The following is a 19,826-nucleotide window of genomic DNA, read 5'->3' as shown; positions in this document are numbered from 1 at the left end:
GGGTCACCTCTTTCAATCTATTGCAGGCTTATCACCCGTGAAACAGGTGCTGCCGAGCGCCACTAAAGATGTCTCCTCAGTTTGAAAAGCCTGAAGTGAGATTGCAAAAGTGAATGGCTCAGGTTTCAACGCGTATGCCGGCAGCTGCGCTGGACCACAACTGTTGCTGCCAAGTCCGTTCTGGCGATAGTCCAAATGCAGCGTGATGGTATCCCGCTCCTTCAGTTCGTGTAGATGCTTGGCCTGTTCCAAATCGGCAGTGGTATAGGGATGCGCGCTGAACTCCAGCACGGGGTCTCCCCACGCCATCAATCCTGTGCCGCGCAGATCGTGCAGCCCCACCCAACGAACGTCTGTACGATTGCCGCTCTCTTGCGGGTACACGTACGGGAAAGCCAATTCGCGCACCGAAGTGGTGTAAACACCAACCTCACTCGCCAACTTGCTATCTGCATAGTTTTCACCCGGGCCGCGTCCATACCAGGTCACCTGATCCAGTGTCCCCGGCACGGTAATTGACCAGCCAATTCGCGGCAGCAGTTCCGGTGGCGAGCCAATTGGCTCGCCATTAGCTTCCCAGCGCATTGCTCCACTACGAAAAACCATGTATTTGATCTGACAACGGAATCCCCAATCGTATACAGGCGGTGCTATTCGAATATCAAATGTAATCGTAACACCATCAGTACTCTCTTCGATAGCGTAAGCGTCGACCTTTTGCACCAGACGATCTAGGCAAGCCTTCTTCCAGTTCTGCAAGACATACATATCGTTATCAATCGGGGCTCGCCAGAAGTCAAGCTTCGGCCCTGTATGCAGCAGTGCCTTGCCTTCCAACGTCCAACTATCGAGCGTCCCCTCAAGCATGTTAAACACCATTCTACATCTTTCACTTTCCACCCGCAGCAAATGTTGATCGATCCGACAGCGAAGTGGTGCCCATTGATCCTCATTTACAGCTGTGTCGGCTTCCAATATGTCGGCAGCTGAAGTTGTAGATGTCGTACTTGAGGTATTGGTCGTCCCCCTTGCAGCTGATGCTGCAGCTTCCTGCGCTGCAGCCTGCCTCAACGGATTTGGCATCATCAGCTGTGTCGAGGCTACTTCATGTCCGCGTGCAGCCCATGGTTCATCTTGGACAAGCGTCAGTTTTAAGTTCAGCCAGATTTCCGGCTGTGACGATGCATCTACGTCTGCAGCGCCGCCGCTGACCAACGAAGCAGCAAGCTGAGGGAGCGGCAGGACAACCTGCTCGGAAGCACCAGCTCGAATATGCGGTAAGGCACTGGTTCCACTAGCGAGCACTTGACCATATTTGACAATGGACCAGCCCAGCAACAGATGATCCAGTGAAATAAAATCATACAAATTATGAATCATAATTGCACCCACATTTAAATCTACTGCTGTAACTTGCAAGGGCTCGATTACCTTTTTATACTCCAGCAATCCTGGAGAAGGAACGCGATCTGGTCGCACAAGGCCGTCGATTACAAAGTTGCCGTTATTCGGTTCGTCACCGTAATCCCCGCCATAAGTGTAATAGGCTTCGCCATCGGCACTATATGCCAGTAATCCGTGATCTATCCACTCCCATACAAAGCCACCTTGAAGACGACGGTACTTTCGGTAAACTTCATCATATTCTTTCAATCCGCCCGGTCCATTGCCCATCGCATGAGCGTATTCACAAACAATATGGGGCTTATCCAACTCTTCAAGCTGCCCGAAGCCCTCCAGTTTCTCAACAGAGGAATACATCGTGCTAAATACATCGCATACTGCGGCTTCCCGATCCCCCTCATAATGAATAAGACGTGTCGGGTCAGCTTGATGCACCCATTGGCTCATCGCTTTATGATTGCAGCCAAATCCTGATTCATTACCAAGGGACCACATAATGATGGACGGATGGTTCTTGTCACGCTGTACCATTCTCTCAATTCGGTCGATATAAGCAGCTTCCCAGAGCGGATTGTCGCTCAGCCAATCTGGCTTACCTACCAGTTCGGTTCCATGGGTTTCCAGATCTGCTTCGTCCATCACGTATAGGCCTAACTCGTCACAGAGGTCATAGAAACGAGGATCGTTTGGATAATGAGCTGTACGTACAGCATTAATATTATGCTGCTTCATCATCAGTACGTCCTGCTTCATAACAGTGTAAGGTACATAACGGCCGAGCTCCGGGTGATGGTCATGGCGGTTTACACCTTTGAGCTGAATAGCTGTACCATTCACCAGCATCTGGCCGCCGCGGACTTCTACTTTGCGGAAACCGACTCGACTAGGAATGACCTCAACAAGCTGGTGATGAACATCATATAACGATAATAGCAGCGTATAAAGGTAAGGTGTCTCTGCTGTCCACTTGTTCGGATTCGTCACTGCCGCATTTATCTGCAGAGTATATGATGACAAAGTATGTCCAGCAGCCAATTGCTGCGATTCCTCCGATCCTGTGTGGGTCACTGCTTCACTTGCTCCTGAACTAATAAGACATCCATTTACATCCATCAGCTCATAGGTGACGTAATAACCGCTGCTTACACCTACATGGTCTGCTATTACGCTCTGAAGCTCACACTCTACCAATAGCATCGCATTATGATAAGCGCTGTCCAGCTCTGTCCTGATACTGAAGTCACGAATATGGACAGGTGGCTCCGCTATAATGGACACGTCCCGAAATATACCGCTCAGCCACCACATGTCCTGATCTTCTAAATAACTGCCATCAGACCATTGATATACACGAACAGCTAGTGTATTGCTGCCCTCGCGCACATACGCTGTAATATCAAATTCAGATGGCAATCGACTGCCTTGGCTATAACCGACAGACTGACCGTTGACCCAAACATGAAATGCGCTGTCAACCCCTTCGAATCTTAACGTCTTGCGCATGCCCGTCCAAGCTGGTGAAACGGTAAATTCCCGTCGGTATGAGCCTGTCGGGTTATGCGCAGGCGCATGAGGGGGGTCTAGCGGAAACGGATAATACAGGTCTGTATAATGGGGACTCCCGTATCCCTGTAACTGCCAGTGCCCAGGCACTTCAATGGCGGCCCAGCTTTCCGCGTCATAATCCTCCCTGTAGAAATGAGTAGGCGCTAGTTCCGGCCGCTCATCGTAACAAAACTGCCAGCTTCCGTTCAAGAGACGAAACCATGGTGACCCTCCACGCTCATACTGCCATGCAGTTTGCTTGCGCGCATGTGGAATAAAGTAAGAGCGGCTTGCTTCACGATTCAGATGGAGCACGTCCAGGTTGCTCCAATCCTTCTGCATGTTGTTTGTGGACGACACCTTCAATTTTGGGTCTGTATCATTTAATGAATGTCTGACGTTCATTTGTATATTCCTCCTTGCGGATTCTGCACCTAGTCCGATACCTAATTATCATTTTTCTTTCACAGTACTGAAAGAAGCTGTTCCATTTCTATCATATGACGTTATCCAGCAGTCAGGACTAGCTGCTCCATTTCGACTTTGCTCCATGCTGTGCATGTTCATCCTGATTTCTAAGTCGTTGCCGCGTAAACCTTTACACCTCCGTGCCTAGCTCTTAATACCTGTGGTCGCGATCCCCCCGACAATATAGCGCTGGGCAATAAAGAACAGAATCAGCGGCGGCAAGCAAATCAGGAACGTGACGGCCATTATGGACTCCATTTCTACACCGTACATGCCCCGGAACTGCGACAGACCAAGCGTAAGGGTATACATGCTTTGATCGTTTAAGAAAATAAGCGGCCCCAAGTAATCGTTCCAACTGCTCAGGAAGTGGAACACCCCGACCAAAATCAGCGCAGGACCCATAAGCGGGATGATAAGACGCACAAAAGATTGCAGCGGATTTGCACCGTCAATACGCGCAGCCTCTTCCAATTCAATCGGAATCGTCATAATAAATTGACGCAGCAGGAAAATAAAGAATGGTGCTCCAAAAAATGCGGGTACAATTAATGGCTTCAGCGTATTGATCCAGCCTAATGCGTTAAATTCCATATACAGCGGGATCATCGTCACTTCCCACGGAATCATCATCGACGCAAGCAAGATTACAAATAACGTATCCCGCCCTTTAAATCGAAAGCGGGCAAAGCCATAGGCTACCAGCGCCGACGAAGCTAACTGCCCGATAAGCGATAGAAGGGTTACAATTAATGAATTGGCCAAGAACGTATTAAATGGTTGAATCGTCCACGCTTTGGCAAAATTATCGAAATTAAAAACCGATGGCAGCCACTTCGGCGGAAAGACGTACAGCTCTTCTGGTGACTTGATCGCCGTCGTAATCATCCAATAGAACGGTGCAAGGAACATTAAAGAAAAGAGAACGAGCACCGCGTATACGAGCACTTTTTTCATAAGATCACCCCATCTATTAAGTGCGCAACCAAGCTCTGACCCTTGAGAAGTCGAAGCTAGATGCAAGTCTTGCGACTTCGATTCAAACTTTGTTGGAAGGGATTGGTAGGCGTAAGAAGCTTATATAACTTAATTGAGTACTACACTCATAGCTGCATCAGCTTATCCTTTCTGTCCCGCTTTCATTTCTCCTTCATAGTACACCCACGCAGAAGATGACTTAAACACCAGCATGGTCAACAGTAGAACTACAATGAACATAAACCAAGCGTTGGCAGAAGCGTATCCCATTTTCGAAAATTTAAAAGCGTTCTCATACATATACATGGCGTAAAAATAGGTGGAGTTAAGTGGCCCGCCGCCCGTCAACACCAACGCCAGCGTTAGCTGCTGGAAGGCCGATATAATCGTTGTAATCAAGTTAAACAGAATTGTCGGCGACAACATGGGAATTGTAATCTTAAAAAACTGTGCCACTTTCCCTGCCCCATCAATGGCAGAGGCTTCATAGAGATCTTTTGGAATATTTTTGAGACCTGCCAGAAAAATAAGCATCATCGTTCCTTGTCCCCACAAGCTTGCGATGACCATTGCAATCGGTGCCCATGTCGGATCGTTCAGCCAATTGGGGCCTTCAATACCTATCAGCGACAGGAAGTAGTTCAAGATGCCGTATTCTCCGTCGTACACCCAAGCCCAGATCATCGCCAGAGCGACACCTGAAATAACGGAAGGTAAATAAAACGCCGTTCGAAACAGCCCGCTTCCTTTGACATTTTTGTTCAACAGCATAGCCAGCAGCAGTGCAATAATAATATTAAGCGGCACAAACAATATGGCAAACTTCACGGTTACTTCCAAAGAGGTATAGAACAAGGGATCATCTGTAAACATCTCTTTAAAGTTGGCAAGGCCGACAAATGTCTTGTCTCCTACAATTGGCCAGTCATAAAAGCTGATGATCAGTGAGAAAATAAGTGGTCCGAGTGTAAAAGCGATAAACCCGATAATCCACGGCATAATGAACAAATAAGGAATCGTCTTTTGTAAACGTAGGCTTGTCGGTCTCTTTACTTTGCTCTCCATAGACTTCGTTCCTTTCCATCCTATTCGATGTGGGGCGTCCCCCGTTGTGTATTATTGTATTTCGATTGTAAGCGTTTTTACACACACGTCTGTCTGGCTGGAGGGGGCACTTTGTTAGCCTGTTTCCGCCTATATTTTTAGCCTAGGTGCCGAATTGTCCGCTTGATATCACCATATTGTTAGGTGCGATATAACCGTTGTCCAAGAGCAGCTAGCTGCTCAAGCAAAAGCCTGTGTTGCAATGCAGATTTGTCGGTAAACTAACAATTGTCCTTCCGTCTCTGCTTTAAGTATTTTCACATCAAAAAAAGGTGCTGTCCCACTGTCATCTGAGATGACTCATGGTACAGCACCTTTTCGAAGAGTGGACTACTTACTTCTCTCCCATATACTTGCTTGCATCCTTCACAGCCGCATCCAATACTTTCTGTGCTTCTTGACCCAACATAACAGAATCAACGGCCGTTGACAGGTGACGATTCACCAATTTCCAGTTCTTGCTCAACAAAAATGAAGGTGTCTTATCGGAACGCTCCAGCATGGTATAGAACGGCTTATACAGCGGATCCTGATCGAACTTCTTCTCCTGCACGATGCTCTTGCGGATCGGTAGATCAGCATCGCTCTTCATTTTGACTGCCTCTTCCGAAATAAAGAACTTCACGAACTCCCAAGCAAGCTCCTTCTGCTTGGACTGCTTTGCTACCGAGATCGCGCTCATCGCAATGACACCCTTCACCGGCTTACCGCTGAATGCAGGCATCTCAACTGTGCCAAAATCCACTTTCGCTTCTTTAAAGCTTTCTAGCGGCCAGACACCGCTCTCCCACATCGCCAACTTGCCTGCTTTAAAGATATCGTTGCCGTTCAGTTGGTTTTTGCCGCCTACGAGTACCGCTGAACCGTCCTTGACCATGTCCCCGAACATCTGCAGGGCTTGTGCAGTCTCCGGACTGTTCATATAACCCTCAATCGCCTTACCATCATCACTAATAAAGCTGCTCCCATTACTCCAAACAAAACCTTGCATATCGTATGGATCATTCTCGGCACGAACACCAAAACCATACTGCTTTTTGGACTTATCCGTCAGTTTGGCAGCAGCAGCCTTGAAGTCATCCCATGACCAGCCGTCTTTTGGATGCGGGACGCCTGCTGCATCAAAGAGTTTCTTGTTATAGTAGACAGCGCGGGAGGAGAAGCCAGCCGGGATGCCATAGCTCTTCCCGTCAACTTTTACATAATTAAACAAACTCTCGTAGATGTCATCGAGCTTTAAGCTGGCATCCTTAGCAATATATTCGTCCAGCGGCTCTAAATTGGTATAATAGGTTGGAAAATCCCACATCAGCATCACATCCGGTGGGTTGCTTGCTCCAAAGGAAGCTGCCAGCTTCTGATCAAATCCGTCTGCATAAGGCTCAATCTGTACCCTTACGTTCGGATTCGCTTTTTCAAACGCTTTTGCGATGTTCTCCATCACCTTGAGGCTCTCGCCTGTGTCCCAAGTCGCAAAACGGAGCACCGTCTTTTCTGACTTGCCGCCTTGCTGATCTGTTGAGCCCACGCTGTCCTGCCCGCCGCCGCATCCGCTCAGGATCGCTGTGCACATTACCATTAGAACGGTTATCCATTTTAACTTTGCGCTCATCCGTACGTCCCCCTAATTGATTTTTTTGTTGACGTACCCTCAATTTAAGAGAAATAAAGCGTTTTCAAAACAGTCATTTGTTTCTTTTTTGGGGCTATTTTGTCCGCCCATCCTTTAGTTTGGAGATGCAGCCACTTCTAAATTGATAGGTATTATTCTGCTTTTTGTCCGTTTCTAAATTGTGTAGGCGTCATGCCACAGCAGCGCTTGAACCATTTGCTTAAGTATTTGCCGTCTACCATACCGATCTGCTCAGCCACCTCCTGCAACGTCATAGGTGTGTTTGAAAGCAGATTCTTTGCCGTTTTTAAGCGCATACGATATAAAAATGATACATAATTCTCCCCTGTCACTTTCTTAAATAAGGTACTGAAATGACTTCTGCTCAAGCCCACACGGTGTGCGAGATCGCTCACACTCCATGGTTCACGGAGATTGTCAGCCGTCAGGCGAACCGCCAATGTGATTGTCTCCGGCCAGGAATACGTACGCAGCTCAAACCGCTTCTCCAACTCCGCCTCCTGGTGCAGCATCGTCACAGTTTGAAGCCACGCTTCCATCCCCTGTATCGGGGCGCTCCGACTCCAATAGAAGTCTGCGTTGCGGTGCTTCCATTCCTTTAATACATGTTCCAGCTTCTGCCCTTCTTTTTGGCTGACCATATAAAAGCAGCGGTCAGCTCCGCACGGCACCATTTCCAGAAATCCGTCCTGTTTGTATTCCTGCTTGAATTGACCCGCTACTTCCTCCCACAGCAGATGAGCCTGGCTAGCAGGGTTACTGCTGGCCTGATCCCGTCCCAGTTCGGCACTGCCGCCAGAGGGAAACAGCTTGGCTAAATAGACTTCATGGGGTTCATTCATCCATGACCAATGCTCATTCCATCGGGACAACAGCTCGCTTCGGAACTCGTTGCGGAAACCGCACAGCCAAGCGTAGAATGAGGCATCCCAGCGATCACGGTCATCGTGCGGCATGACCTCCACGGCTTTCATCGCCGCAGACAATTCGTCTTTGAATTTGCTCAAAAAGAAATCAAGTTCCTCGTCCTCAAATGAGGTCTTTAGCAAGTACCCTGACGCCCCGATTGCAATTCCTTGCTGCGCATATTCGAAGTCGCGATGACAGCTAAGCAGCAGCACTTTAGCATTTGGACATTGCCGCTTCACTCTTCTGGCCAGCTCAATCCCATCCATCTCAGGCATTACAATATCCGTAATAATGACTTCTGGCTTGAATTCCAGAAAAGCTTCCCAACCCTTCTGTCCGTTTGGTGCGTCAGCCACGACCTGCATATTGTAACGTGCCCAATCTATCGTAGCCTTCAAGCCCCGGCGTACAATGCTTTCATCGTCAACTAACAGAACCCTAATCGGATCATTCACTGTCATGCTTATCCCCCACTCTCTTTGGCCACCTAATGATAATGGTTGTTCCTGAACCTGCAACAGATTCAATCGTTAAGCCATAAGCAGGACCAAAATGCAGCTTAAACCTTTGATCCACATTAGCAACCCCAAGCCCTCTGCCATCCGCTTGCTCTCCAGCCCTCTCCTTTAACCGCAAAAGTGTAGATTCGCCGATACCCTTGCCATCATCCTGCAAGATCAGCACTAATTCTTTCCCCTCTTCTTTCAAAACAAGTGTAATCAGACCCTGACCGTCCTCAAATCCATGGAAAAATATATTTTCAAACAGCGGCTGCAAACTCATTCTTGGCAGCATGTAATGCAGCAGCTGCTTATCCACTCGCTCCTCGTAACCAAACTCATGCTCGTAGCGAGCTCGTTGAATGTGGAGAAAATGATCGATAATCGTAAGCTCCTGCTCTAACGTGACCAGCTCTTGTGAAATATCCAGATTCCCCTCCAGCAGCTTTGTCAAATGAAAGAGCATTCTGCGAATCTCCTCGTTCCCTTGCAGGCGGGCCTTCCATTGAATCGTATTCAGCGTATTAAACAATAAATGCGGGTTAATCTGGTAGTGAAACGCTCGCAGCTCAGCTTCTTTCTTCTGCTGCTCCGTCCTTCCGATCTCTTCCACGAGCGTCTGAATCTGGGCGACCATACGATTAAAGCTGTGCGCCAGTACGCCAAGTTCATCCTGCTCCTGTTCAGGCACCCGCGTGTGCAGCCGACCGGTGCCCGCCAGATGCATCGACTCTTTGAGACGCTTGATTCTGCCCGTTACGAGTGAGGAAAAGAAGTAACCCAGAAGCAGAGCCACCAACCCTGCGACCACCAAGCCGATGATTGTAAAAGAACGAATCACATTTGACGATTGATAGAATTGATCGTAAGGCAGCCTCGATTCTATTTGCCAATCGTTCATTGTAAGCCCTCTTGTCCAGACAACATCAGTCGGACTCGGTTCATATTGGTGTTCGGATTGATAAATGACCTGTCCCGCTTGGCTCCGAATCGTCAATGCGGCTTGTGTATCCTTTTCGAACAGGTGAAACAGTTCAAATAGCTTATCCGCTTTCATTTCAATGAGAATACGACTATTGTGAAGCAGCCCTTGCTGGTTGCGAATCGGAATTACCAGACCAAGCAGCCGCGTATGCTGATCCGTACTGCTTATATAATGGCTTGACGTATAAAAGCCAGCCCAGTACTTGCCCGCATAGCTTTCCGGCAGCGTACGCCACCATTTCTGATCCGCTAGTTCACTAGTATTTATAAGGCTTTCGCCAAAGTAATAGCCTGAGGGGAGCACAATATAAATACCTTGGTATTTCAACGTTTTAAGCGCTTTCAAAAAATCTTCCAAGTTGCGCTGTTCTTGCAGTTCCGCATAAGTATGCGGCACTTGTTGACCGATCACGACCCGTGTTGGGTCCAGTAAGAACGTGTGCACATACCCCGCAGTCATCTCCAATTGACTTAATTCGGCATCCAATTGGTATTGGAGCTGGGTAACTGCGTTATGCCCGTATTTGCCAAGCTGCTCGTCAAGCAGTTCCGTCGACTTCACGTATGATAACAGGCCAAGCGATATTAACGGCACAAGTGCGGCCGCAAGGAACGACAGAACAAGCTTAAAACGAAGGCTTCGGCGCGGCGCAGCCAGTCGACTGACAAACGAAGTTCTATTCAGACGAAGCATCCTTATCCTCTCCTTATGAGGCTCACGCTAACGGAAGTAAATGAAGTTTATCATAATCGTTATCTGCAATCTATATAAAATTGTAACAAAAAAGCGTGTTCCCAGGCAGCAGGAACACGCTAATTGGCCTTAATTGATACAGCCGCATAAGGTCAGGTTTAACTCGAGGCTTCCGTAATGTATTCATGGGCAAGCATTAAATATACGCTCGACGTCCATGTAAATGCGCGGTCACGCAGCCCCTCACCAGTCATCGCATTAAAGTTCTCAGCCATGCCGCTCTTCTCCGCCATACGACAGAAGCGATCGGCAGCTGTTTGTGCCAAACCACGTTCGCCAGCGCGGACCAAGCCGTCAACTAGCAGCATCATAACAGGTGCCCATATAGGACCGCGCCAATAACCGTCAGACTCATAAGCCTCACTACTAAGGCTTTCCGTGGCAAACCCGTGTGGAGCAAGAAATTTGCTGCTATCCGCCAAGCCGTTTACCAGCCATTCCTTCACATCTGTCGGAAGTCTGTCTGCTAGTATAATCGGCAGGTAGACAAGCAGACTATCTCCCCCCAGCGGCTCATGACTGCCAGAACGCAGCGCCCGCATCTCGCCGTTATGCCAGAAGTGCTCCAGCATAAGCGCTAAGGTACGCTCCCTTAGATTACGCCATGCTGTTCCGTCATGTGGTCTGCCAATACGCTCCGCAATTCTCATAAGCACCTCGCACTGCAGCACTAAATATGCGCACAAATCCGGACTTTCTACCGCACCTCGCTCATGGAAAATCGTACTGTTGTCCCAGCCGCTATCATTGCCGTGATTGTATTGCGGTACACCATCACGATCATCATCGCGGTAATTGAACCACCACCTTGTCCAACGCGATAGCGGCTCGTATACTTCAAGGAGCTGACGCTCGCCGATCCAATCGCTGCGCTCCATCATCCAAAGCAGCGTCCAGCCGTGGATCGGCGGTTTATTACAGTTCCATAGCGCATATTTATCGTTCATAAAATCAGGCAGCAGCCCGCTCTCATCTTGTCGGTCAAAGAAAATCATATACTGATCCCAAGCTAGTTCAGGATTTGAACGAATAAGTGCCATCGCATTAAAGCAATGATCCCAACTCCATATATTGGTCATCCAATTTTTAGACATATACATAGCTGATCGTGTCAGATATCCCCCTTTAGGTACGATACAAGACCAAGTGATATAAGCAGCCAATTCACGTCCCTTACTCAACGCAGGGTCCCCTGTTTGCAAAGTTCCGGTAAGCCATTGTTGGAACTCCGCATCAACCTGCTCAACATCCTGCTCAAAGGTAGTGGAGTGAGATAATTCCTGCCATACTGTGCGGTATTCTTCAATCGTAAATTCGGCACAACCGTCATCGTCTGGCTCAAATTGAAGTGCAACATGTGTGCATCGCGTACGATTCCAAGGTGCATCAACCGATAAAGTGCCTTGCAGGCGATTTGCCATAAACCGCACTTCATTTAAGAAGCTGTTAATTTCCCACCGATTATCTGCCAACTGCATCGCGTAATCATAATCGCCACCTTCTAACGTTAAGCGTACGCCTACTCCATGTGACTTCCATCTCACCGCAGCCGCACTACATATGCATAGATCTGCATAGCCCCTTGCACTTTTCAGCCGTAGGCGTGTTGGCGTGGCCTGAACCTGATAAACAACAGGACTTTGATTCTCTAGCAGCTCGATTCGGAATGCCGCTCCAGCCGTCAGGTCTCCCCCTCTAACCGTACGTAAATACACCCCCTCAGGACGTGAACCTGCTGCTTTCAAATACGAGACAGTTAGAAACGAACCATAGCGACTAAATGGAACTGTATGGATATCAAATGATAATGGCATGCGTATTCTCCCCTTTGCTTTATCCCCATTAAAGAACAACAAAATGTTCCCGATGCCAAGGGATGTCTTGTGCAAATGATTATTCTGCTATCCACGCTCTACGTTCATTATAGGCCGCTCTTATCCAAGTGCAGTTGTACAACTGTAGGGAAAAGTGTTCCTGCTTGTTAGATCATTACGTAAGCGCTTCCACAATAAAAACTGCAAGTGGATCATCTGTTTGGCCCTATTCGTCTATTTGTTTGTTCCATTGCCTATATCGTATTTTTCTTAACGCAAACAACCGTTGCAGCTGTGTTATCAGCCTACAACGGTTGTTTGGTAATCAGAAAATACAACAACGTACTTCACTTGCCTATTTTCCGCCCTCTTCCTTTGCAATATCCTCTAAGTTATAAATAACCTGCTTACATACATCAAGAAAAGCGTGCAGTTGTTCATCATGTACATTCTGGAAGAAACGCTCAAACATTTCCCCACGGTGGACGATCGTTTCTGTGATCGTCTTTCGCCCTTCCTCAGTCAACTCCACATGCACCGTACGGCGGTCCATCTCATCGCGACGGCGTGTCACCAACTGAAGCTCTATCAATTTGTCCGTTATGCCCGTCACTGCTCCTGGTGTAAGCCGCAATGACTTCGCCAGATCCGTTACTTTCATAGATTCATGTCGGTCCAATTGCTCCAGCACACTAAACTGGGTTGGATTAATACCATGATCCATTTGTTCATTCCATACTTTATACATCCCCCGAACCATTGTACGGAAATTCATTTGTAACTGATGCAGTTCTTTCTTATTCGGCAATTTGATTCACTCCATTCCATCCTGCTGGACGTTATTACAGCTTCAACCCTAGGCGTATTCGCCACTTTCCTTCTTCAAAGTGAATTTGTTTCACTTTTACGAACTCATGCAGCCAAGCTCCGGCCTGTATCTGAATCGGTTTTAATTCCATCCAGCCTTGCGGTATCGGAATATCCTTCACATATCCCCCTGTTGGCACAGCTTGAATGATCTGCTCGGATACATTCCAGGATAAGTCCATTGGTATCCGGACTAATGCTCGAATACCTTGCCATGGCTCTATTTCTGCCTTAATGAGCAATTGATCTTGATGCAATTCAATATGCATCCCTGTAGGTTTCCATTTCGTTAGGATTGGGCTCGTCTGGAGCTCCTTCCTAATCCATTCCGCAGCATATCCGTTCAGTTCCGCCTCACTGATTGCAATCTCTGGCGCATGCTGACGAATCATCTGATCGATGCGCTCTGTCAAGGTTACCTGTACAGGCGATGCCCAGCCCAAATTTTCATTTGGCTTTATATAAAAGTATAGCGCTGCTGCAACGATCACAATAAGTATAACGATACCAAAGAAGATACGTTTCAACCATTTCATGAAAGATTTCATTTTCCATCCATCCTTTCCGTTAGCGTTCAGTTACAGATACGGTTTCTAACAGGTCCAAAACCAGGCTAAAAAGTGCGTATGACAAGCTGTATCGCTCCAATTAGCTGCTTGAGACTGTATGTCCTGACGCTTCTTCATTCATCTTAAATTTTCCATTCCTGATTCATTCACACAGACAGCGGTTAGATAAAAGTAGGTGTCGCTGCCACACTTTTACTGTTTTAATCCTCGAAAGACCGCAACTTTTTACGATGAGGATTAATATAATTAATCGAACCTACCAATTGTATAACCATGAGAGGAGATATAACAACCATGAAGAGAATTTTGTCAGTTCTGGCACTAACATTGGCGTTCAGTACATTCTCTGGAGCTGCGCTCGCAGCCGCCTCAGATTCAACGGGTACAGTCATCAAACAGACAGATGCAATCGAACTAAAGCAGGCCACTCCATTTTATTCGACTCCAGGTGGAAAAAAGCTAGGAAGCATTAACCCGCAGCAGATCGGTGTACTGGAAGCAAGCAAAGACGGCAACAACGTGACCTGGTACAAAATCAATACTTGGAAAGGTATAGCATGGATTAAAGACCCAGCATCCCTTCCGCAGCTAAAATTAGTTGAGGTCGGCAACGGTACCGTATTCTACAAAGGCACGAATGGTGCTCGTCTCGGAACGTTGTCCAAACAGACTTTGCACGTTATTTCGCAAAAAACAGATAAAAATGGGTTCACTTGGTATCAAGTGAAAACGTGGAAAGAAAATTCCTGGGTAATAGCACCAGACCAAGCGTTTAAAAGTGTGCAGTTAAATAAGGCAACAGCGTTGTTCAACAAGCCAAATGGTAAAAAAACAGCCACCCTGCAGTCACAAAAGGTGACGGTGAAATACGTAGAATTTGATGGAAACGGAAAACGATGGGCAAAAATTAGCACTTGGAATGGCGACTTATGGATGAAATGGTAGCACAATAGCAGCGATGAAGCAGGCCCTTCTTTCACAAAAGGAAGGGTCTGCTTCATTTAACGTTAACATATACTGGGTTGCATACTATACATTGAAATTTGGATTATTTATATTATACTATCCCCGCGAACGCCATCTACACTCATCTGTACTTCCTCTGCACTTCCCCAATCGAAACTCTATCAAGGTATAGAAAAAGCTCCGCCCGTTAGGGACGAAGCCTGCCAACCTGTTTTGATCTCAACAAATAAACTTCACGCTATGGCGCTAGCAGAGCTTCTGCCACAACCTCATACATCGGTCGCTGTCCCATACGGGTTCGGTACAACACAATTCGGTCTACCTGCCACTCGGGACGCGATAGGGTCAACACCAGATCTTCATCATGTCCGCCACCCGTAATTACTCGCTCCATACCGATCAGATCAAATTCACCTTCACCCCTATATTGACGAGCTGTCGTAATATGTGGATGGTATGCTCTGTCTTCAGGTAAGAAGCCACTCATATGCATCTGTGCGGTCACATGATGATGAAGCTCTGTTAAGACCTGTAAGTTACCCTGTGTACCATACCATAGCACCTTAGGCGCATCTCTACGCCCAAACGTATCCCATTCCGACAACTGCAGCCAAAAGGGAGACAGTCTTTGGACTGCCAGCTGCATTCGGGCTTCAATTTCTGCTATGCGTGATATTTCCACATCTCCGAGAAACTGTACCGTTATATGATAGTCACGCGGATCCGTTATCCGTTTAAATAGCTGGTTTGTCGGAATGACAAAGCTGTTCATTCTGACCTGAATCCACTTTTTCACTTCTTCTGGCAGAGGGATAGCGATAAACACACGCCATTGTTGTTCCACTTTATTCGCTCCTCATCGATAAGTTCGACATTATTTCCCGGAAAATGTTTATCCATATCATCTGGTGCTGCAACATTTCTTTGCTTTGCGACCGCTGCCGCATATGCATCGTTCATTGCGGCCTGGTAGCGCTATGCCTTGTTGGAACATCCATTCATAGGCTAGCTTACGCATCCGTTCTTCCCCATATGCATACAGCATACGATAGCTCTCACAAAAATAGTCGACTTGATCCCTGCCTTGTACTCCCCCGTCGTTTACATCCAAGAAATCAGTACGATTGCGTGGACATCCACCTCCACAATAATGCAGGTATCTACATGTCATACACGGAGACGACATCCTTAGTTGAAGCGAACGGAACATAGACCACCGCTGCTCTTCCAATAGTTGTACAAGTGTATCCTCGTTGCAATTGCCTAGCCGGTAGCGCTCATGAATAAAAAAGTCACACGGATAGGCATCCCCGTTCTGTTCCAGAACTAGTACAGAAGGACATTCCTGCTGATGAATACAAAGTTCCGGCTCGCTGCCAATCAGCTTCTGCAGCCAGTTATCGAACATCCGTACGGATAGGCCAGGCCTTCCATCGTTATACCAACGATCAAAAGCTTCACACAAAAACTGCCCATATTGCTGCGGAGTAATGCGATACTGTCCCTTTGCATCTACATCCTGTGCGCTAAAATTCATACAAGGAATAAACTGTACATGTCGAAACTCATTCTCCTCCAGCCAATCCATCAGCATCGCTGCTTGACCCACATTATCTTCATGGATGACTGTCAGGATGTTGAAGTCCACTTCTGCCTGCTTCAGCGCAGAAACTCCTGCCATTACTCGTCTATAAGATCCCCTGTCTGAACCTGTTCGTCTTCGTTTATCATGAATCTCTTCCGGACCGTCCAAGCTAACACCAACCAAAACAGAATAACGACGAAAAAAGGCCGCCCAATGCTCATCAATTAGGGTGCCGTTCGTTTGCACAGCATTACTAATCGTAGTATTGGGCAGCGCATATAATGCTTGAAGCTGAACGACACGCTGAAAGAACGACAGCCCCGCTAACAAAGGCTCCCCGCCCTGCCAAGCAAATGATACGCTTCCTTCACATTCGTGCATCATCTGGCGGATGACGCGCTCCAGCAGTTTGTCTTCTATACGTCTGATCTCGCTTTGTGGTTTACCGCCACAAGTACTGTAGTAGCAATAATCACATGCCAAGTTACAGTCTCCTGCAACGGTTTTCCACATTATACTTGTTGGTGATTTACGCCGATAGGCAGCCCTCACGTCCATCGCCATCACTCCTCTTCCCGATATCCTGCAAGCCATGCTTCTATGTATCAGAATATAGCGGGACAACAGCCAAGACTAGGAGCATTTTCACAATGAGAGCTACGATTGGTTAGAAACAAGGACTTATCTACCGAATACGGTGCCACAATCCTCGAATAATCGCTACGATCCAGACGGCTGATACTACAACCATCATGTCAAATACGACATTAAACAAGAATAAGTGCTTACCAATATCCGCCTCGCCATCCCCTACCAGCGGAATGGCAGCGGCCAAGAGACCAATACCAGCTATAAGCAGCAGCACTTCTAATATTCCGCGCGAGTAGCGCTTACGAATCCATTCCCAAACAATAACACCGATGTATAATACATAAAAAGCTACAAAGAACAAAAGAGACTCTGGAACGAGGCGTTTCTTACCTTCGCTCCACGTACTATACGTATAAGTGACTTCGCCGCGGGATTTCCCCTCTTCTTTCACGTAATTTCCCAAATAATAAGGCCTAATAAAAGTCGCATTAGCTGCGGCAGCCTCCAGCTTGTCTATAATACGCGAAGGGTGCGTGGCATAATATCGAACGACATCAAAATGCCCCAGCTTGGAATAGACATCCTCCGTTAATTCAGGTGCGTCCTGTTTGATCGCCACATCTGTCTGGAAATAGTTCGTACCAGCCAGCACCTCGTATTTCTCTGGTATACCAAGCGACTTCAAGTCTTCTTTTACATGTGGTGAATCTTTAAGAATGCCAAAGAAGATCGTTTGATATAAATTAATCTGCTTCAGTTCTCCGGGTGCGAATACGTACATCAAAACAGTAGACAGCACCATAATGGACGAACCTGCAATCAGAATTCTCTTCCACTGCACGTCGCTTCTTCGGCGGTAAAGGCGAAATCCATAAGCTGCAAAAGCAAGACCTACAGGTGCATTCTGGATCTTCGACATCGCCAATATCCAAGCACATACAAACAGCAGCACCGCCAGCACAGAGGATGGCTTCTCCTGCGCTGCAAGCGCGATGGCTAATGATGCCGACAATAAGAGGAAGATGAGGGATACCGGCTCACCAAACAAGGACTGAAAATAAGCAACATATCCAATATCAAAAAAGATAAACAACATTAGTACACCCAGTGTAATTTGCAGCCATAAGCGTCCTTTGCCTAACACGTAGATCATAAAGCCAAGGGTAAGCAACATTAAGACACTGTACACGACTCCCATAGCATGCATTGTGAACAGATTGCTGTCCCACAATCTCCCCAACAGACCCGCGATAAATACAAACAATACTTGAGAAGAAGCATAGCCAATTCCAAAAGGAGCATATTCATATTGACTATGTGCGTATCCAAAGTATTTATCCTCATAAGTAAACGTATCATTCAGTACAGATATGCCCCCGCTGGACATAATTCTCGGGTAGTCGCCATTGTCCGCAATGCCGATAAATGGCGGCACAAACAACAGACCAATCAAAAGCGCTGCCCCGATAACTACGATAACGGCAGTCATTACTCGATCTTTGTTCAACATGATCTCTCCTATTAATTTCTCTTTGTTTAATCTCCTTTGGACTCCTCACTGACTCCTGCCGGCAACATGCCCTCCACGTTCTTGGATCGAGCCGGAGCAAAGGTAATGTAGCGATGCAGCAGGAAAGAAGCCCCCGTATAGATACATGCTTCAATTAATATGACGACATTCACCTTGGCGGCCATACTTAATTGGGGCTGTACAGCGTTAACAGCCTGTGTAATCCAATTGTGCATCGCCAGATAGGCTAGCACATAGCTAAGAAAGCTCACGCCAAAAAACAATAGCATACTTGTTGATGTTTTCCCTCGGTGTTGAAACGTGTAGTTGCGATTCATCACGTAGCTAAACATCACGCCTACGCTGTTGCCGACAAAGGTCGCCCATAGATGGGGCCAATGAAGCGCATGCAGCAGCAAAGCAATCGTCCCAAGCCCGATCACCGTATTAGCAACGCCAACCAAAGCGTATTTGATAAATTGAATCATTCCTTCCAACCTGCTTCCTTCCAAGGTGCAGCTGCGGCGCTCGGTTGCTCGTGGAGGACTTCATCTATAACATAGAGCGGACGATGCTTAACCTCGTTATATATCTTGCCTATGTATTCACCAATTACCCCCAGGGCCAACAGTTGAATGCTTCCTATAAACCAGACGGATACCATAAGGGAAGTCCAACCAGAGACGGTCATGCCCATGATTTTGGACATAAGCGCATATATAGCCGCAAGCAAACTGGCTCCCAAGCTTAAAAATCCGATCATCGTTACAATTCGCATCGGCTTCACACTAAATGAAGTAATACCTTCCCAAGCAAATGAGAGCATCTTCTTTAAAGGATACTTGGATTCTCCAGCGGCCCTTTCATGACGATCATATTCAACAACTGTCGTACGGAAGCCGATTAAGGGAACGATCCCTCTCAGAAATACGTTTACTTCCTTATACTCAGCCAAGTGCTCCAATGCACGTTTGCTCATCAGACGATAATCGGCGTGGTTGTATACTGTGTTAACTCCCATCCGCTGCATTAATTTGTAGAATTTCTCTGCGCTCCAACGTTTGAACCATGTATCTGTTTCGCGACTTCTTCTCACCCCATACACCACATCATAACCTTCACGATATCGGAGTACAAAGTCGCGCACAACTCCCGTGTCATCCTGAAGGTCAGCATCCATCGATACCACACAATCCGCAAATTCCTTCGCGTACATCAAGCCCGCTAACAATGCCTTCTGGTGCCCCGCGTTTCGAGCAAGCTTTAATCCGGTCACCCAAGGATTCTCCCTACGTGCCGCCGCAATCTGCAACCATGTCGTATCTCGACTACCGTCATCCACAAACATTAAACGGCTCTCCCTGGAAACTAGCTGCTCCTGCACCATCGACGTCATCACCTCAGTTAGATGCTCGACGGTTAAGGTGAATACCTCTTCTTCATTATAACAAGGTACTACAATATACAAGATAGGCTGTTGTTTGTAAGTAGATGACTGACTGCTGTTGTAAAATGACATTTCTGACTGAACCATATACGACTCCTTTCCACAATCCGTTAATTACTTATGTATCTATTCCTTTATACTCCTAACTTTCTCTATTCTATAACAACACGTTTCTAAAAAAAGTAAAAGCGATACGTC

15 protein-coding genes are annotated in these 19,826 nt (G+C 47.1%); 1 reads left to right on the top strand and 14 read right to left on the bottom strand.

All coding sequences use genetic code 11. From position 1 onward, the window contains the following. Nucleotides 1–12 precede the first annotated feature (12 nt). The 9 genes from MH117_RS20175 to MH117_RS20135 all read right to left on the bottom strand — a co-directional run bounded on the left by MH117_RS20175 (nucleotide 13) and on the right by MH117_RS20135 (nucleotide 13,508). Nucleotides 13–3,354 carry a glycoside hydrolase family 2 TIM barrel-domain containing protein gene (locus MH117_RS20175; protein WP_239331758.1) on the bottom strand — a complete coding sequence of 1,114 codons (3,342 nt, stop codon included), beginning with the start codon at nucleotides 3,352–3,354 and terminating at the stop codon, nucleotides 13–15. Nucleotides 3,355–3,561: 207 nt separating this feature from the next. Next, the gene (locus MH117_RS20170) at nucleotides 3,562–4,374 is read right to left on the bottom strand and encodes a carbohydrate ABC transporter permease (RefSeq protein WP_239331756.1); all 813 of its coding nucleotides are present in this window, start codon (nucleotides 4,372–4,374) and stop codon (nucleotides 3,562–3,564) included. 162 nt (nucleotides 4,375–4,536) lie between these two features. Beyond that, complete coding sequence (locus MH117_RS20165) at nucleotides 4,537–5,460, bottom strand: carbohydrate ABC transporter permease (RefSeq protein ID WP_239331754.1); 924 nt, start codon at nucleotides 5,458–5,460, stop codon at nucleotides 4,537–4,539. A 373-nt stretch (nucleotides 5,461–5,833) separates the two neighbouring features. Continuing rightward, the gene (locus MH117_RS20160) at nucleotides 5,834–7,111 is read right to left on the bottom strand and encodes an ABC transporter substrate-binding protein (RefSeq protein WP_239331752.1); all 1,278 of its coding nucleotides are present in this window, start codon (nucleotides 7,109–7,111) and stop codon (nucleotides 5,834–5,836) included. 152 nt (nucleotides 7,112–7,263) lie between these two features. Further along, complete coding sequence (locus MH117_RS20155; protein ID WP_239331750.1) at nucleotides 7,264–8,502, bottom strand: response regulator transcription factor; 1,239 nt, start codon at nucleotides 8,500–8,502, stop codon at nucleotides 7,264–7,266. Further along, nucleotides 8,489–10,219, bottom strand: coding sequence for a sensor histidine kinase (locus tag MH117_RS20150; RefSeq protein ID WP_239331748.1), 1,731 nt, complete (start codon nucleotides 10,217–10,219; stop codon nucleotides 8,489–8,491). Before MH117_RS20150 ends, MH117_RS20155 begins: the two co-directional genes overlap by 14 nt. A 158-nt stretch (nucleotides 10,220–10,377) precedes the next feature. Continuing rightward, nucleotides 10,378–12,093 carry an amylo-alpha-1,6-glucosidase gene (locus MH117_RS20145; protein ID WP_239331746.1) on the bottom strand — a complete coding sequence of 572 codons (1,716 nt, stop codon included), beginning with the start codon at nucleotides 12,091–12,093 and terminating at the stop codon, nucleotides 10,378–10,380. Between the two features lie 355 nt (nucleotides 12,094–12,448). Then, nucleotides 12,449–12,901, bottom strand: a complete 453-nt coding sequence (locus MH117_RS20140; RefSeq protein WP_239331744.1) for a MarR family winged helix-turn-helix transcriptional regulator — start codon at nucleotides 12,899–12,901, stop codon at nucleotides 12,449–12,451. Nucleotides 12,902–12,935: 34 nt separating this feature from the next. Further along, nucleotides 12,936–13,508 carry a hypothetical protein gene (locus MH117_RS20135; RefSeq protein WP_239331742.1) on the bottom strand — a complete coding sequence of 191 codons (573 nt, stop codon included), beginning with the start codon at nucleotides 13,506–13,508 and terminating at the stop codon, nucleotides 12,936–12,938. 315 nt (nucleotides 13,509–13,823) lie between these two features. Here MH117_RS20135 and MH117_RS20130 point away from each other — a divergent pair, with 315 nt between their 5' ends. Further along, the gene (locus tag MH117_RS20130) at nucleotides 13,824–14,474 is read left to right on the top strand and encodes a hypothetical protein (RefSeq protein ID WP_239331740.1); all 651 of its coding nucleotides are present in this window, start codon (nucleotides 13,824–13,826) and stop codon (nucleotides 14,472–14,474) included. A gap of 259 nt (nucleotides 14,475–14,733) precedes the next feature. Here the strand turns inward: MH117_RS20130 and thpR are convergent, their stop codons facing one another. From thpR to MH117_RS20105, 5 genes are all read right to left on the bottom strand, one after another. Next, nucleotides 14,734–15,339, bottom strand: a complete 606-nt coding sequence (gene thpR / locus MH117_RS20125; RefSeq protein WP_239331738.1) for an RNA 2',3'-cyclic phosphodiesterase — start codon at nucleotides 15,337–15,339, stop codon at nucleotides 14,734–14,736. Nucleotides 15,340–15,396: 57 nt separating this feature from the next. Next, nucleotides 15,397–16,638 (bottom strand): anaerobic sulfatase maturase, encoded by a 1,242-nt coding sequence (locus tag MH117_RS20120; RefSeq protein ID WP_239331736.1) that lies wholly within the window; start codon nucleotides 16,636–16,638, stop codon nucleotides 15,397–15,399. Between the two features lie 127 nt (nucleotides 16,639–16,765). Further along, nucleotides 16,766–18,178: a glycan biosynthesis hexose transferase WsfD gene (gene wsfD, locus MH117_RS20115; RefSeq protein ID WP_239331734.1), complete on the bottom strand. Its 1,413-nt coding sequence runs from the start codon at nucleotides 18,176–18,178 to the stop codon at nucleotides 16,766–16,768. 29 nt (nucleotides 18,179–18,207) lie between these two features. Beyond that, entirely contained in the window at nucleotides 18,208–18,669 is a 462-nt protein-coding gene (locus MH117_RS20110; RefSeq protein ID WP_239331732.1) for a GtrA family protein, read from the bottom strand. Then, complete coding sequence (locus MH117_RS20105; protein WP_239331730.1) at nucleotides 18,666–19,715, bottom strand: glycosyltransferase family 2 protein; 1,050 nt, start codon at nucleotides 19,713–19,715, stop codon at nucleotides 18,666–18,668. The genes MH117_RS20110 and MH117_RS20105 overlap by 4 nt, the downstream gene beginning before the upstream one ends. Nucleotides 19,716–19,826: the final 111 nt, after the last annotated feature.

Origin of the sequence: Paenibacillus sp. ACRRX, from assembly GCF_022346885.1 — a bacterium.
GTDB lineage: Bacteria > Bacillota > Bacilli > Paenibacillales > Paenibacillaceae > Paenibacillus_B.
Note: the sequence above shows the minus strand (reverse complement) of the source record. Positions and strands in the feature narration are given on the sequence as shown.

Coding starts and splice junctions, on each gene's coding strand:
- MH117_RS20165 (WP_239331754.1), bottom strand. CDS start 5,460: ATGGAGAGCAAAGTAAAGAGACCGACAAGCCTACGTTTACAAAAGACG.
- MH117_RS20150 (WP_239331748.1), bottom strand. CDS start 10,219: ATGCTTCGTCTGAATAGAACTTCGTTTGTCAGTCGACTGGCTGCGCCG.
- MH117_RS20135 (WP_239331742.1), bottom strand. CDS start 13,508: ATGAAATCTTTCATGAAATGGTTGAAACGTATCTTCTTTGGTATCGTT.
- MH117_RS20145 (WP_239331746.1), bottom strand. CDS start 12,093: ATGCCATTATCATTTGATATCCATACAGTTCCATTTAGTCGCTATGGT.
- MH117_RS20160 (WP_239331752.1), bottom strand. CDS start 7,111: ATGAGCGCAAAGTTAAAATGGATAACCGTTCTAATGGTAATGTGCACA.
- MH117_RS20130 (WP_239331740.1), top strand. CDS start 13,824: ATGAAGAGAATTTTGTCAGTTCTGGCACTAACATTGGCGTTCAGTACA.
- MH117_RS20175 (WP_239331758.1), bottom strand. CDS start 3,354: ATGAACGTCAGACATTCATTAAATGATACAGACCCAAAATTGAAGGTG.
- MH117_RS20105 (WP_239331730.1), bottom strand. CDS start 19,715: ATGGTTCAGTCAGAAATGTCATTTTACAACAGCAGTCAGTCATCTACT.
- MH117_RS20170 (WP_239331756.1), bottom strand. CDS start 4,374: ATGAAAAAAGTGCTCGTATACGCGGTGCTCGTTCTCTTTTCTTTAATG.
- MH117_RS20155 (WP_239331750.1), bottom strand. CDS start 8,502: ATGACAGTGAATGATCCGATTAGGGTTCTGTTAGTTGACGATGAAAGC.
- MH117_RS20110 (WP_239331732.1), bottom strand. CDS start 18,669: ATGATTCAATTTATCAAATACGCTTTGGTTGGCGTTGCTAATACGGTG.
- MH117_RS20120 (WP_239331736.1), bottom strand. CDS start 16,638: ATGGACGTGAGGGCTGCCTATCGGCGTAAATCACCAACAAGTATAATG.